Genomic DNA, 14,301 nt, shown 5'->3' with positions numbered 1-14,301 from the left:
GTGAATGGTATGGCTCGCGGCGCTAAAGAGTTGTCAGGACGACAAAAGGCAGCTATCCTCCTCATCTCACTCGGGCCGGAAGTTTCCGCCCAGGTGTTCAAGCATTTACGTGAGGATGAGATCGAGCAACTGACATTAGAAATCGCCAATGTGCGAAAAGTGGATACAGATGAAAAAGATAAAATTTTATCTGAATTTCACCAGATAGCAGTTGCCAAAGAGGTAATTGCACAAGGCGGGATTACGTACGCAAAAGAAATTTTGCAAAAAGCTTTGGGTGAGACCAAAGCGATGGATATTATTAATCGCTTAACGGCAAACCTTCAAGTTCGACCGTTTGACTTTGCTAGAAAGGCTGACCCAGGTCAAATCCTTAACTTTATCCAAAATGAGCATCCGCAGACGATAGCCTTGGTGCTTTCTTATCTGGAGGCTCAACAAGCAGCTATGATCCTGTCCGCTCTACCGCAAGAACGTCAAGCAGAGGTTGCGAAACGTATTGCGACTATGGACAGTACTTCACCGGAAGTAATCGCTCAAGTTGAACAGGTATTGGAGCAAAAGCTCTCTGCCACAGTTACCCAAGATTACACGCAGGCAGGCGGGATCGAAGCGATCGTGGCTGTACTCAACGGTGTCGATCGTGGAACCGAACGCACGATTCTGGATTCCCTCGAAATTCAAGATCCAGAACTGGCAGAAGAAATCAAGAAGCGCATGTTCGTCTTCGAAGATATTGCTACACTCGACAACCGTTCGATTCAGCGCGTTATCCGCGATGTGGAAAATGCTGATCTGCAACTTTCTCTCAAAGTATCCAGCGAAGAAGTTCGGGAAGTTATTTTCCGGAACATGTCCAAACGGATGGCGGATACCTTCAAAGAAGAAATGGAGTTTATGGGTCCAGTTCGCCTTCGCGACGTCGAAGAGGCACAATCTCGTATCGTTGCAATCATCCGTCGCTTAGAGGAGGCTGGTGAGATCATCATCGCCCGCGGTGGAGGAGATGATATCATTGTCTAGGATCATCAAAAGCGCCAATTATCGGCCTTCTGAGGAATCTTTTCTCCTCTCGGTAACGCCTGTACCACTTAAGACGGAAGAAGTTGCCGAAAGGTTGCAAGAAAATCAAGAAATTTTAAATCAAGCTGAGATCGAGGCAAAAACGATCATCTCAGATGCAGAAGAAACCGCTCAAAACATCTTGCAGCAAGCTGCGGAGCAAGCAGAGCAATTAAGACAAGAGACGCTTACTCAGATGGAAGAATGGTGGGAACAAAAGCGTCAGGAAGCTGCGCAACTGTTTCAACAAGTACAAGAGCAGGCTATGACGGAAGGGCACGAGGCAGGTTTCGAAACGGGTAAAAGTGAGGCGTACGAGGAGCAAACAGCTACACTCAGCCAAGCAAAAACCATTCTGGAACAGGCGTTTGCCGAGAAAAAGCAGATTATAGCCGAGGCGGAGCCTTTTCTAGTGGAACTCAGCGTGGAAATTGCTAAAAAAATCATTGGACAGGATTTGCAACAGCATCCCGAGCAGGTCCTGGAAATGACCAAAAAAGCACTCCGCCGCTCACGTGTTCATGGCGAAATTACGGTGTGTGTCAACCATAAGTACTTCGATTATGTGCTCGAACATCGAGCTGGTTTTCTGGAATTGTTAGATGGACAAGCAGAACTCTCCATTTATCCTGACTATACCGTACAAGATGGTGGCTGTGTCATCCGTACTGCTTTGGGGAGTGTCGATGCCCGTATTGATACACAAATGGAGGAGATTAAGCAGGCGCTGCTTACGATTGCCAGAGGAAGTGAGGCTCCATGAGCATCCTAGATCTCTCGAAGTACAAGCACATGCTGCATGGATTAGATCCGATGCGCGTGAATGGCAAAGTGACACAGGTTGTTGGACTCACTATTGAGTCGCAAGGCCCAGAAGTGAAATTAGGCGAGATATGCCATCTATATCCGGCCAACACTAAGGAACCGATTATCGCAGAAGTCGTTGGCTTTCGCGAAAACAAAGTGCTGTTAATGCCATTAGGCGAATTAACCGAAATTGGTCCAGGTTGTGATGTGGTCGCGACAGGACGTTCGCTAGATGTAAAAGTTGGACCTGAAATATTGGGTTCAATCCTTGATGGATTAGGACGACCCTATCAAGGTTCACTGCCATTTGGGTTGGCGTCTTATCCTACCAACAATATGCCGCCAAATCCGATCCTTCGACCGCGTATTCAAGAACCATTGAGTGTAGGTGTGAGAGCGATAGATGGTCTGCTTACCATCGGGAAAGGTCAGCGGGTCGGTATCTTCGCGGGATCAGGGGTAGGAAAAAGTACATTGATGGGAATGATCGCCCGAAATACTACGGCAGACATCAATGTCATTGGTCTTATTGGAGAACGCGGTCGTGAAGTCATGGAGTTTATTGAGCGCGATCTTGGGGAAGAAGGACTAAAGCGGTCTGTTGTTGTTGTAGCTACTTCCGATCAACCTGCCATGATTCGAATCAAGGGAGCAATGATTGCAACATCCATAGCGGAATATTTCCGCGATCGTGGAATGAATGTCATGCTCATGATGGATTCCGTCACCCGCTTTGCCATGGCACAACGTGAGGTGGGCTTGGCAATCGGAGAACCGCCGGCTACGCGTGGTTATACGCCATCGGTGTTTGCGATGCTGCCAAAACTGATGGAGCGCGCGGGAACAGCGGATAAGGGAAGTATTACAGCCTTTTATACCGTACTGGTTGATTCTGACGACATGAACGATCCGATTGCGGATGCGGCGCGGGGAATTTTGGACGGTCACATCGTTCTTGACCGAAAAATCGCTCACAAAGGTCACTTTCCTGCCATTGATGTGATGGCGAGTGTAAGTCGTGTCATGAATGAAATCGTCGATAGTAACCATTTGGATGCTGCTCGTCAGCTGAAAAAGCATTTGGCTACGTTTCGTGAAGCGGAGGACCTCATTAATATTGGGGCGTACAAGCCTGGAAGCAACCGGGAAATCGATGCGGCTATTCGCTATCGTGATATCATTTCTGGTTTTACGGCACAAGGAACGCATGAGCCATCTACTTTGCAGGGCGCTATCCAAGCGTTGACAGCTCATTTCGGAGGAGTGAACTAACGTGCGAGTGTTTCAGTTTCATCTCCAAAAGGTTCTTGATTTAAAGGAAAAAGAAAAAGAACAAGCAGAGTGGGCTTTCGGAAAGTCGATCCAGCGTAAAAACGAAGAAGAGTGGAAGCTTTCTCAACTAACCGATCATCATGACGAGATGACGGTGAAGCTCCAGGAAGTACAGATGCAGACATGCAGTGCTGCACAGCTCATTTCCATTACGCAATATCAGCAATCTGTTGCGAGATCCATACACAATCAGCAACGTACCTTGCACGGTTGTGAACAGGATGTGGAACGCTGTCAGTCACGATTGACGGAACGTATGAAAGAGTCCCAATTATGGCAACGCCTTCGGGAAAAGTCGCTCCACCAATTTCTGGACGACCAGAAGCAAAAAGAGCAAAAAGAGTTGGATGAAATCGGTACGCAGCTCTATCTTCGCCGAAGCTACTGAGGGAGGTTCCAAATGGAAGAAATCCAAGAAGAACGGGAATACGGCAGGTGGGAATGGTTCTTTTATATGATTGTCATTCCTGCACTGTTTGCCAGCCTCCTTGGCGGTGTGCTCCTGAGCTTGCTCGGAGTTAACGTGTTAGGGACTGTTCTCCACTGGGCTAACTCCATACCGTACGTGGAAAAATTAGTCCCGGACGAATATGCGGCAACTCCCGATTCAGAAGAACAACCTGACATGGACAAACAAGTGGCAACCCTACAGCGAGATCAAGCAAATAACCAGCAGCAGATTACCGCTTTAAAAGAAGAGTCAGCAAAGAAAGACGCTACCATTGTGGCATTGGAAAAGCAACTCGATGATGTAAACAAGGCAATGGAAGACAAGCGTGCGACTGAGGAAGAACGTCAAAAGCAATTTACAGACTTGGCAAAAGTGTATACGACCATGTCTCCAAAGAATGCGGCAGCCATCATTGAAAATCTAAAACTGCAAGAGTCAGTTGCGGTCATGACAAAAATGAAACCTGCACAACAGGCAGACATTTTGGCCAAGATGGAACCGAAGAAAGCTGCCGATATTTCGATCTTGTTAAAAGATTCAGTAGTGAACAAGGATGATGACATTGCGGCCTTGCAACAACGTGTTGATGTGCTGACAAAGGCATTAAGCGATACGCGTGATGGTTCTGAATCTGCAGAGGATCTAAAAAAGACGTTCGCTCAATTGCCTCCAGCGGATGCAGCTGCTATCATTCGTTCACTTATGCAGACAAACCAGGGCCAAGCCATCATCTTAATGAAAAATTTGCCTGTGGATAAACGGGCACAAACTCTCTCTGCGATCGCCAATGATGACAAGAAAGAAGATGGCAATCTGGCGGCTCGCATCACGACAGAGTTGCTTCGAAAATAGATTGAGTAATCATCTGTTTTCGTTTCTATAAGCAACAAATAAAGAAGAGGAGGTGAACGAGATGAATGTGGCCAATTTGACTCCTGCCGTAGGATCCGCAGGATCTGTTACAGCGACACCTGCAGCGAATGCCGGAGGAACTGGCTTAGGTCAAATGTTTTCCATGCAATTGATGCAGGTGTTGGATCAGGTGGGGAACCCAGAAGAGACCATGGTGGCGCCAGAGGGTTTAAGTGAAGAGGAAATGCTAGCATTAGCTGAGCTCATGGCATTATTTGCCCAACTGCTTGGTTCTGGTCAAACTACGCAAGACGAATTACCGCCTGACGCTCAAGAAAAATTTGCAACTGCAATTGAACAACTCTTGGGTAAAGCGCAAGGAAATGCTGGTCAAGTAAGTGAGGATTTGAAGCAGATTCTAGCTAACCTGAAAAAAGGGGAAGCAACTCCAAACGAACTGGACAAGCTGGCAGCACTTCTCGAATCCCTGAAGAATCAAAAAGGAAATGCAGAAGAGACAAAAAGAAGTGGCCTGAACTTGCGATCCGATGTGATGGCAAACATGAACACAACGCAACAGGACGCGTTTAAGACGATTTCTCCACTGCGGTTGAATCAAGGTCTCTCGGCTTACAAGCTAGAGGCAGGGATTCAGTCTCCAACCGTACAAGGTGGCGTTTTGAATCAAGAAGGCGATGCACAAGAGGGCATGTTGAATGGAAATGGTCAGACACCAATTATTGCTTCATCTAATACACAGACACAATCTGTACAGACCTTTTCGCAGCAGACGGTTCCAACACATCATGTGAACGCCAATCAACTGACCCAGCAAGTCACACAGCTTTTCGTGTCCAAAATGCAGTTGACGCAACACAATGGCGTACATGAGGCAAGGCTGATTCTGAATCCACAAGCTCTGGGCAAAGTAGATGTAACAATTACTTCTCAAAATGGTGTGATTACAGCACAGTTCCATGCCGAAACACAGGCTGGAAAGGAAATGCTGGACAATCAGCTTCCGCAGCTTCGAGCTGCGTTGACCCAACAAGGCTTGCAGGTTGATCGCTTAGAGGTAAACCAGCAGCAGGATACAGCTTTTAACTTCCAACAGCAGCGAGAACAGGCACGACAACAACAAGAAAATCGACAACAGCAAGAGAAAGACGAGCAAGAATTTGCTCTCGATGCCCTGGTAGACAGCAATGAATCAACAGAAGTGCTATGGAATCGATTGCGGGAAACGGCTCGCGGCATTGACGACATCGTCTAGGATTGGATAAAGGAGGAAGCAACATGAACCATTTTCGTGTGGGGCAACCCTATTTTCCTCCGAAAACGAATCACGTCGCAAAAGCTACTACCCAAACTGCTCCGGGAAACAACACGTTATTTCAGCAGTATTTGACGGAATCGATTGGCGCTGCAACCAAGGTGGAGCCACTTAGTTTTAGCCAGCATGCCGTCAATCGCTTGCAGGAGCGGGGTATTACGTTAGAAAGACAGCAGATGGAGCGTTTGGAATCCGCTGTGCAAAAAGCAGCCGCCAAAGGCGCCAGAGAGTCTCTCGTTATGATGGATAATGTGGCCTACGTCGTGAGCATCGTAAATCGGAAAATTATTACAGCCGTAGACGATGGCAGCATGAAGGACAACGTATTTACTAACATTGACAGTGCCATTTTCGTGTAGGTGACTGTTTACTGGGCTGGACCTCCTTATGAGGAAGCCCATTCGGCTACCGACTGACAGAGGTAGCCGCTGTAAATGAGAAGGTAAAGGAGGAAGTTAGCATGCTTCGATCTATGTATTCAGGTATTTCAGGTCTGCGTGGATTTCAAACTAAGTTGGACGTTATTGGTAATAATATCGCGAACGTAAACACGGTTGGTTTCAAGAAGGGTCGCGTTATGTTCCAAGATATATTGAGCCAAAACGTTCAAGGGGCTGGGGCTCCTACAGCAGGTGGGAAGGGCGGAACGAACCCAACTCAGATTGGACTGGGGGCTTCAATCGCATCCATTGATACCGTCTTCTCTGCTGGTAGTCCGATGACAACCAATCTGCCATCAGACCTTTCAATTGAGGGCGATGGATTCTTTATGGTAAGCCCGGATGAAGGAGCCACGATCTATTATACGCGTGCAGGTAACTTTACACGTGATGCCGAGGGATATCTGGTGAACTCCCAAGGGATGAAGCTCATGAACTCTGATCCAGGTGTAATTCAGATCAGTCAAGATGATGGGATTGTTTCTTACTCCATCGGAAAAGACGGAGTCATCACAACGGTAGATGAAACAGGTGCCTTAGACTCTACGAATACCATTGGGGTAATGACCTTCAATAACCCAGGTGGTTTGAAGAAGATTGGGAACAACCTTTACGAAAACACAGTAAACGCTGGAGCGAATGATGGTGACCCGATGACACCAGTGACGCCAGCAGATGCAAAAGTAAGCATCATCGCAGGACAACTGGAAATGTCCAACGTGGACCTTTCTGAAGAATTTACAGAAATGATCGTGGCACAACGCGGTTTCCAAGCAAACTCTCGGATCATCACGACATCTGACACAGTACTAGAAGAACTGGTGAACCTGAAACGATAATTTCGTTTAACGGAAAAAAGCCGGGGAAGTGTTCTAAGCCTTCCCCAGCTTGAACCGGAAAGGAGCAGCCAATGATTAAGTTAACTCGGTTTAATGGATCTACTTTTTATCTGAACATCACTCACATTGAAACTGTTGAGGCAACTCCGGATAGCGTGATCACGCTGTTCAACGACAGAAAGTACATCGTGAAGGATTCGGTGGAATCCATCGCTGAACGTGTTCAGGCTTTTTATCATAACGTTCCTCCGGCAACATCTGTACCGAAAATGCCGGTTGATTCAAATGAATAGCGGGAGGCATTAGCGATGTTTCAAAATCGATTGTTTAACATGGCTCTAATCATTATCATCGCGATATCGCTACTTGGAGTGATCTCGTTTGTTCTCTGGCAAACGTATCTCTCCCCGGCTGCGCAAACAGCCACGACGGATGAGCAAGCAGTCAAGCCGCTCACGGCAGAGGAAATGAAAGAGTTCTCCGTTGACACTGGCGAAATTACTACGAACTTGCTAACGAATAATTACATGATTGTACGCTTTAGTATTACGGCGGACAGTGCTGATGCGAAAACAGAGTTGGAGCAGCGTTTGCCGCAAGTCAATCAGGTGATTATTAAAACATTGGCGGGGTTGACACCAGAAGACATAAAAGGAACTGAAGGTGTGAACAAGCTGGAAGCAAAAATTATGAATGAAATCAGCTCCCTGATGCAAGAAGGTAAGATTGTTCAAGTAGTGACAACCAAACGCGTCTTGTCATAGGAAGCGATTATGGTATACATAGCAAGGAGGTGACGACATATGGCCGAGGTTCTCTCACAGAGTGAGATTGATGCGCTGTTGGCTGCCCTATCTTCGGGCGAAATGGATGCCAACGAGCTGAAAAAGGAAGAAACTGAGCGTAAAGTCAAAGTATATGATTTCAAACGCGCCCTGCGGTTCTCAAAAGATCAGATCCGTGGTTTAACGCGAATCCATGAAAACTACGCGAGGCTGTTGACTACGTATTTTTCAGCTCAGCTCCGTACCTTCGTGCAAATTACGGTTGCCTCCGTCGATCAATTGCCGTATGACGAATTTATACGTTCTATTCCCAAGATGACCATCTTGAACATCTTTGAAGCTCCTCCGCTGGAAGGGCGAATGGTTTTGGAAGTAAATCCAAACATCGCCTATACCATGCTGGATCGACTTCTGGGAGGACAGGGGGCGATTCCGGAAAAGATGGGCGCCCTTACGGAAATTGAAACAACGGTGATGGAACGTGTATTTGGCAAAGCGCTGGATACTTTCCACGAGGCATGGAAGCAAATCATTGAGCTAGATCCGTATCAGGAAGGTTTGGAGATGAATCCACAGTTCATGCAGATCGTCTCACCTAACGAGATTGTCGTGGTAATCTCCTTTAGTACCAAAATCGGCGATACAACAGGAATGATCAATCTCTGTTTGCCTCACGTGGTACTGGAGCCAATCATGACAAAGCTGTCTGGACAATACTGGTTCTCCAAACAAAAGAAAACGCGGGATGAAGAAGAGCGTCTGCGTGTAGAAGAGCGAGTAAAAGTTGCAAAATTGCCGATTGTTGCTGAAATGGGAACAGCTACGATTACAGTAGGAGATTTCCTACAGCTACAAAAAGGCGATGTCATTCAATTAGATCAATCTATCGACAACAAGTTGAAAATTAAAGTTGGCGACCACATAAAGTTCTTGGGTCAGCCAGGAACACTTAAAGGAAGAGTCGCCGTACAGATTGATGAAGTCATTGAGGAGGGGGAGGAACAAAATGAGTAGAGATATGCTTTCTCAAGACGAGATAGACGCGCTATTACGTGCGAACAACTTGGTTGAGGACGAAGAGGAAGCTGTGTCGGCAGTAGCCCAGGATGTTGCCGATTTTCTATCCCCGTTTGAACAGGATGCACTCGGAGAAATAGGTAATATCTCCTTTGGGAGCGCAGCTACTGCGTTATCTACTTTATTAAGTCAAAAAGTAGATATTACAACCCCTACTGTTACCGTAGTCAATGTCGATGAATTGGAAAGCGAATTTCCGATTCCTCACGTGGCAGTTCATGTGGAATACACAGATGGTTTCCAAGGAATTAACCTGTTAGTCATTCGCATGGAAGATGCTGCAGTTATCGCGGATCTGATGATGGGCGGAGATGGCAGACCGTCGAACACTGAAATGTCTGAGCTGCATATCAGCGCGGTTCAGGAAGCAATGAATCAGATGATGGGTTCCGCTGCTACATCCATGTCGACGATTTTCAACCAGTTCATTAATATTACGCCACCAGGCATCGATGTAATGGATCTGGCGCAAGGCAAGGGTGGAGACAGTTTCTCTGAAGATGACAGTCCTCTGGTGAAAGTATCTTTCCGTTTAAAGGTAGGAGAGCAAGGCGAACTTATCGATTCAAATATTATGCAGCTTCTCCCGCTCTCCTTTGCGAAAAAGATGATTGATAGACTGGTTGGAGGTTCAGAGGATGAAGCAGCAGCGGCGGCCCTCATAGATGAGATAGAGATGCCTTCTCTGCCTGCTATGAGTCTGTCGGCTCCTTCTATCCAACCCAGTACGCAAGAGCAATCACAGAGCCACGTACCGCCTGTAGCGCCACTACAACAGCAACAACCGATGTATCAGCAACCGTCCGGGCACGCACAGCCAATGGGCTACCCAGGACAACCGATGTATCCTGACGCGTATGGACAACCAATGATGCCACCAGGCTACGCTGCGTACCCAGGTATGTATCAGCAGCCTCCAATGGCTCCACCAACACCACAGCATTTCGGAGGTCCTGCAGCTAGTCAGGCGAATGTAGTTCCAGCACAATTTGCTCCACTTGGAGGTGCTCCTATGTATACAGGAGACATACAGAATTTGAACTTGCTTCACGATATTCCTTTGCAAGTAACAGTTGAGTTAGGTCGTACGAAAAAGCTTATTAGAGAAATCCTTGACTTGTCCGCTGGATCGATTATACAGTTGGACAAGCTGGCAGGTGAGCATGTAGACATTTTGGTGAACAACAAATTAATTGCCAAGGGCGAGGTTGTCGTCATTGATGAAAACTTTGGGGTTCGTGTTACAGACATCATCAGTCAGATAGATCGTGTTCAAAAATTACAATAATACAATCAAGAGGGAAGTATTAGGGAGGAGCTATTCATGTCTAACAAAGTTTTAATCGTAGACGATGCAGCATTCATGCGTATGATGATCAAGGAAATTCTTTCGAAAAACGGGTACAGCGTCGTAGGGGAAGCAAGTGACGGTGCACAAGCAGTTGAAAAATATAAAGAATTGGGACCTGATCTCGTAACCATGGATATCACCATGCCAGAGATGGATGGAATTTCTGCATTGAAAGAAATTAAAAAGTTGGATCCTAACGCGCGTGTGATCATGTGCTCCGCGATGGGTCAACAAGCGATGGTAATCGATGCGATCCAGGCGGGCGCAAAAGACTTCATCGTAAAACCATTCCAGGCGGATCGCGTTCTGGAAGCGATCAAAAAGACAATGAGCTAATGATGATGATCCGGAATGCAGGGGCAAGACTCATTTTAGCCTTCAGTCTGATCCTGTTGCTTTTCGTCTCCTCCCTGCCGAGTACCGCTTTTGCGGAAGGTTCAGTAGCGGATGCGTACAACCAGGGAAAAGTGCCAACTAGCAATGCGCCCGCCGGCAGTGAACAGCCGGCGGCCATTCCGGGCAGCGGAACAGGAAGTATGATCGGGTATCTAGTTCAAGTCATCTTTTCGCTTGGCTTTATTGCAGTATTGATCTTTTTATTGCTCCGTTTTCTTGGTCGACGTCAAGGGGCTCAAAGTCATGGACCGATTAAAGTGATTAGCGCTACTGCGCTAGGCAATGGCAAAACACTTCAGGTTGTTATGATCGGCGACTCATTGTACATCGTGGGCGTGGGAGAAAACGTTCAATTGCTTCGTAGGATCGAACCGGGTGAAGAGGTAGATTTGATCTTGGCAGACGCTGAGATCAAACCAATGAAGAGCCCATTCTCGCTAGAATGGCTCCCGTTCGGTAAGAAAAAGCAGGCAGAAGAAGAAATCTTGTTTTCTTCTGATATGGACGGCAAAAGCTTTCAAGATCTGTTGCAAGGTCAATGGAACGACTTGAAAAATCGTCCAGACCAAACAGAACATTGGAAGAAAGAGCAAGCTCAGGACAGAGGGGACCAAAAATGAAATATTTTTTGCAGGTGCTGATGCTTGTCGCAGTGTTGCTATCCGTACCTGATATGGTCATGGCGGCGCCAGCGGGGACACCGCTTGTTCCGAGCATTGATTTGAAGATAGGCGGCGGAACCGGAACACCGCAGGAGACATCGACGGCCATTCAGCTGTTACTGATTTTGACAGTACTATCTGTAGCTCCAGCGATTTTGCTTTTAATGACCAGTTTTGCGCGAATTATCATTGTCTTGTCTTTTGTACGAAATGCGTTGGCAACTCAACAAATGCCACCGAACCAGGTATTGATTGCCCTTGCGCTGTTTATGACATTTTTCATTATGGCTCCGACACTCGGACAAGTAAACGAAACAGCCGTGCAGCCATTTATGCATGGAAAACTAACGCAACAGCAGGCACTTGACGCTGCGGTCATACCCTTTAAGGAATTTATGGCTAAGCAGACGCGTGAAAAAGATTTAGCACTTTTTCTGGAATACACAAAAGCCGAACGTCCAAAATCGATCCAAGATATTCCTTTGAATGCACTGGTACCTGCTTTTGCCATTAGTGAATTGAAGACGGCTTTTCAGATCGGCTTTATGATATTCATTCCTTTTCTGGTAATTGATATGATCGTCTCCAGTATTTTGATGGGGATGGGGATGATGATGTTACCGCCGGTTATGATTTCATTGCCGTTTAAGATTTTATTGTTCATCATGGTGGACGGCTGGTATCTCATTGTGAGATCACTTTTGACCAGTTTTTAGCGACATTCCGAATGCCTCAGGAGGTAGAGCATGACACAAGAATTACTTATGCAGATTGCCCAAAGCTCTGTTTATACCATCCTGCTCATTTCGGCACCCGCACTTGGGGTCGCCTTACTGGTCGGTTTGATGGTCAGCGTCTTTCAGGCAACGACACAAATTCAGGAGCAGACACTCGCTTTCATTCCAAAGATCGTGGCCGTATTTGTCGTGATCTTGGCTGCTGGTCCATGGATGCTTCGGGTACTGCTTGATTTTACGATGGGGATCTTCGGTAACCTTCATCGTTTTGTTGGGTAGCATATGAATCTTTTTCTGATGTATCTGCCCGTATTCTTGCTTGTTTTTGTCCGAATGAGTGCCTTCTTTGTAACGGCTCCGTTCTTTTCGATTCGTGGTGTACCGAATCAGTTTAAAATCGGTCTCGCGTTTATCATTGCCGTCATCAGTTTTCAATCCTTGCCGGTACAAGGCGAGATTCCGATGGATTTGACATTTATTCTGTATGTCATGAAGGAAGCGCTTGTTGGTGCCATTCTTGGTTACATATGTGAAATGATGTTTATCGCCATTCAGGTTGCCGGCGGACTGATGGACATGCAGATGGGTCTCGCAATGGCAAACGTGATTGACCCCAAAACGGGTACATATATCCCGGTGACAGGTAACTTCAAAAACATTCTCGCTGTCCTGTACTTTTTCAGTATTGACGGGCATCACATGCTGATACAAGGTGTGATAAGCAGTTACCAGGTTATACCGGTGGACATCATGTGGGCGGCTTTCGGAAGCGAAAATGTCATGATGACAGCAGTAAAAACATTTCAAACGATGTTTGTGAGTGCTTTTATGATTGCGGCACCTATCGTCGTTGCATTGTTTCTGGTTGATCTCTCTCTTGGTATTATCGCCAAATCTGTTCCGCAGTTTAATATCTTTGTGGTGGGCTTGCCCATTAAACTGCTTGCGGGCTTTTTACTGCTAATCGTGGTGATGCCTGCGTTCTTGCTGACCCTGAACGGATTGTTTGGGAACATGTTCCGGGCACTTGCAGAAATGATGAAATCGCTCGGAGGATCACCATGAATCAATTGAGGCTTTCTTATCAAGTAGATCTTCAATTTTTTAATGGGGAAAAGACAGAAAAAGCTACGCCCAAGAAAAAGCAAGACGCACGAAAAAAAGGGCAAGTCGCGAAAAGTCAGGATCTTTCCCCAGCCCTATCTTTGACAGCATTTTTCTTTCTGTTAATGATGCTTGGCTCAACCATGTTAGGCACATTTCAAGATTTGATGCGGGAGTCATTGATTACATACACGACGTGGCAAGTAAATGAAGAAAATTTAAAAGTCATCGTGATGCAGCTCGTATTTGAAGCGATAAAAATTGTAGGACCTATCCTAGGCTTGAGTTTTCTTGTCGCATTCGCGGTGAACTACATGCAGGTAGGCTGGCTAATTAGTACAGAACCCCTCCAAATGAAACTGGAAAAGATCGATCCAATTAAAGGGGCAAAACGAATTTTTTCCTTACGCTCGCTCGTAGAGCTACTGAAATCTTTATTAAAAATAAGCGCAGGCATATATGTCGCGTACGTCATTTTGTGGAATGCCAAGGAACAAGTTGTACAGCTTTCCTTATTGTCTCTCGGAGCAGTCCTATCGTTTACTGCCGAAGAGGTGACAAAGCTGGGAATCTATCTCGGGTTATTGCTTTTCATTCTCGCGACTCTGGACTACGCCTATCAGCGTTATGAGCATGAAAAGAATCTGCGGATGTCCAAGCAGGATCTCAAGGACGAGCATAAGCAAGCGGAAGGTGATCCGCTCATTAAAGGGAAGATTCGTGAACGGCAAAGAAGTATGGCCATTCGCCGTATGATGCAGGAGCTTCCCAAAGCGGATGTCATTATTACGAACCCGACTCACTTTGCCGTTGCCGTTCGCTATGACGCAAGTGCGATGAGTGCACCGACGGTAATCGCCAAAGGGCAAGACTATCTAGCATTAAAAATAAGGGAAGTAGCGAAAAAGCATCGTATCGTTACCATGGAAAACAAGCCCTTGGCCCGGGCTCTCTATAGTCAAGTTGAAGTTGGGCAACAAATTCCCGAAGAGATGTTTAAAGCGGTCGCGGAAGTTCTCGCGTACGTCTACAAGCTGCAAGGGAAAGTGAAATAAATGGAAGGAGGATAACCA

The 14,301-nt window shown here is 46.5% G+C and carries 18 protein-coding genes; all 18 read left to right on the top strand.

What is annotated here, in order from left to right; all coding sequences use genetic code 11:
- Positions 1-9 precede the first annotated feature (9 nt).
- The 18 genes from fliG (at position 10) to flhB (ending at position 14,283) form a co-directional block, all read left to right on the top strand.
- Positions 10-1,023, top strand: a complete 1,014-nt coding sequence (fliG, locus tag ACQ5DJ_RS17635) for a flagellar motor switch protein FliG (RefSeq protein WP_007719331.1) — start codon at positions 10-12, stop codon at positions 1,021-1,023.
- Positions 1,007-1,825 (top strand): flagellar assembly protein FliH, encoded by an 819-nt coding sequence (fliH, locus tag ACQ5DJ_RS17630; RefSeq protein WP_429843616.1) that lies wholly within the window; start codon positions 1,007-1,009, stop codon positions 1,823-1,825. The genes fliG and fliH overlap by 17 nt, the downstream gene beginning before the upstream one ends.
- A complete protein-coding gene (fliI, locus tag ACQ5DJ_RS17625; protein WP_429843615.1) occupies positions 1,822-3,141 on the top strand; it encodes a flagellar protein export ATPase FliI in 1,320 nt (439 codons plus the stop codon). Before fliH ends, fliI begins: the two co-directional genes overlap by 4 nt.
- A 1-nt stretch (position 3,142) precedes the next feature.
- Complete coding sequence (fliJ, locus tag ACQ5DJ_RS17620) at positions 3,143-3,589, top strand: flagellar export protein FliJ (RefSeq protein WP_429843614.1); 447 nt, start codon at positions 3,143-3,145, stop codon at positions 3,587-3,589.
- Between the two features lie 12 nt (positions 3,590-3,601).
- On the top strand, positions 3,602-4,504 hold the full coding sequence (locus tag ACQ5DJ_RS17615) for a MotE family protein (protein WP_429843613.1): 903 nt from the start codon (positions 3,602-3,604) through the stop codon (positions 4,502-4,504).
- Positions 4,505-4,565: 61 nt separating this feature from the next.
- The gene (locus ACQ5DJ_RS17610; protein ID WP_429843612.1) at positions 4,566-5,777 is read left to right on the top strand and encodes a flagellar hook-length control protein FliK; all 1,212 of its coding nucleotides are present in this window, start codon (positions 4,566-4,568) and stop codon (positions 5,775-5,777) included.
- Positions 5,778-5,800: 23 nt separating this feature from the next.
- A complete protein-coding gene (locus ACQ5DJ_RS17605) occupies positions 5,801-6,196 on the top strand; it encodes a TIGR02530 family flagellar biosynthesis protein (RefSeq protein ID WP_429843611.1) in 396 nt (131 codons plus the stop codon).
- A gap of 101 nt (positions 6,197-6,297) precedes the next feature.
- The gene (flgG, locus tag ACQ5DJ_RS17600; protein ID WP_429843610.1) at positions 6,298-7,116 is read left to right on the top strand and encodes a flagellar basal body rod protein FlgG; all 819 of its coding nucleotides are present in this window, start codon (positions 6,298-6,300) and stop codon (positions 7,114-7,116) included.
- A 71-nt stretch (positions 7,117-7,187) separates the two neighbouring features.
- Positions 7,188-7,409: a flagellar FlbD family protein gene (locus tag ACQ5DJ_RS17595; protein ID WP_007719303.1), complete on the top strand. Its 222-nt coding sequence runs from the start codon at positions 7,188-7,190 to the stop codon at positions 7,407-7,409.
- 15 nt (positions 7,410-7,424) lie between these two features.
- Positions 7,425-7,880, top strand: coding sequence for a flagellar basal body-associated FliL family protein (locus tag ACQ5DJ_RS17590; protein ID WP_429843609.1), 456 nt, complete (start codon positions 7,425-7,427; stop codon positions 7,878-7,880).
- Positions 7,881-7,919: 39 nt separating this feature from the next.
- The gene (gene fliM, locus ACQ5DJ_RS17585; protein ID WP_429843608.1) at positions 7,920-8,915 is read left to right on the top strand and encodes a flagellar motor switch protein FliM; all 996 of its coding nucleotides are present in this window, start codon (positions 7,920-7,922) and stop codon (positions 8,913-8,915) included.
- Positions 8,908-10,266 carry a flagellar motor switch phosphatase FliY gene (gene fliY, locus ACQ5DJ_RS17580; protein ID WP_429843607.1) on the top strand — a complete coding sequence of 453 codons (1,359 nt, stop codon included), beginning with the start codon at positions 8,908-8,910 and terminating at the stop codon, positions 10,264-10,266. The genes fliM and fliY overlap by 8 nt, the downstream gene beginning before the upstream one ends.
- Positions 10,267-10,302: 36 nt before the next feature.
- Positions 10,303-10,665: a response regulator gene (locus tag ACQ5DJ_RS17575; protein ID WP_007719294.1), complete on the top strand. Its 363-nt coding sequence runs from the start codon at positions 10,303-10,305 to the stop codon at positions 10,663-10,665.
- Entirely contained in the window at positions 10,665-11,345 is a 681-nt protein-coding gene (locus ACQ5DJ_RS17570) for a flagellar biosynthetic protein FliO (protein ID WP_429843606.1), read from the top strand. The genes ACQ5DJ_RS17575 and ACQ5DJ_RS17570 overlap by 1 nt, the downstream gene beginning before the upstream one ends.
- A complete protein-coding gene (gene fliP / locus ACQ5DJ_RS17565) occupies positions 11,342-12,103 on the top strand; it encodes a flagellar type III secretion system pore protein FliP (RefSeq protein WP_429843605.1) in 762 nt (253 codons plus the stop codon). The genes ACQ5DJ_RS17570 and fliP overlap by 4 nt, the downstream gene beginning before the upstream one ends.
- A gap of 30 nt (positions 12,104-12,133) precedes the next feature.
- Complete coding sequence (gene fliQ / locus ACQ5DJ_RS17560; RefSeq protein ID WP_007719290.1) at positions 12,134-12,403, top strand: flagellar biosynthesis protein FliQ; 270 nt, start codon at positions 12,134-12,136, stop codon at positions 12,401-12,403.
- A 3-nt stretch (positions 12,404-12,406) separates the two neighbouring features.
- Positions 12,407-13,189, top strand: a complete 783-nt coding sequence (gene fliR / locus ACQ5DJ_RS17555) for a flagellar biosynthetic protein FliR (protein ID WP_429843604.1) — start codon at positions 12,407-12,409, stop codon at positions 13,187-13,189.
- Positions 13,186-14,283 (top strand): flagellar biosynthesis protein FlhB, encoded by a 1,098-nt coding sequence (gene flhB / locus ACQ5DJ_RS17550; RefSeq protein WP_429843603.1) that lies wholly within the window; start codon positions 13,186-13,188, stop codon positions 14,281-14,283. The genes fliR and flhB overlap by 4 nt, the downstream gene beginning before the upstream one ends.
- The last annotated feature ends 18 nt before the right edge of the window (positions 14,284-14,301 follow it).

Origin of the sequence: Brevibacillus sp. FIR094 (assembly GCF_050477165.1) — a bacterium.
Taxonomy (GTDB): Bacteria; Bacillota; Bacilli; order Brevibacillales; family Brevibacillaceae; genus Brevibacillus.
This window is presented reverse-complemented; position numbering and strand designations above follow the sequence as displayed.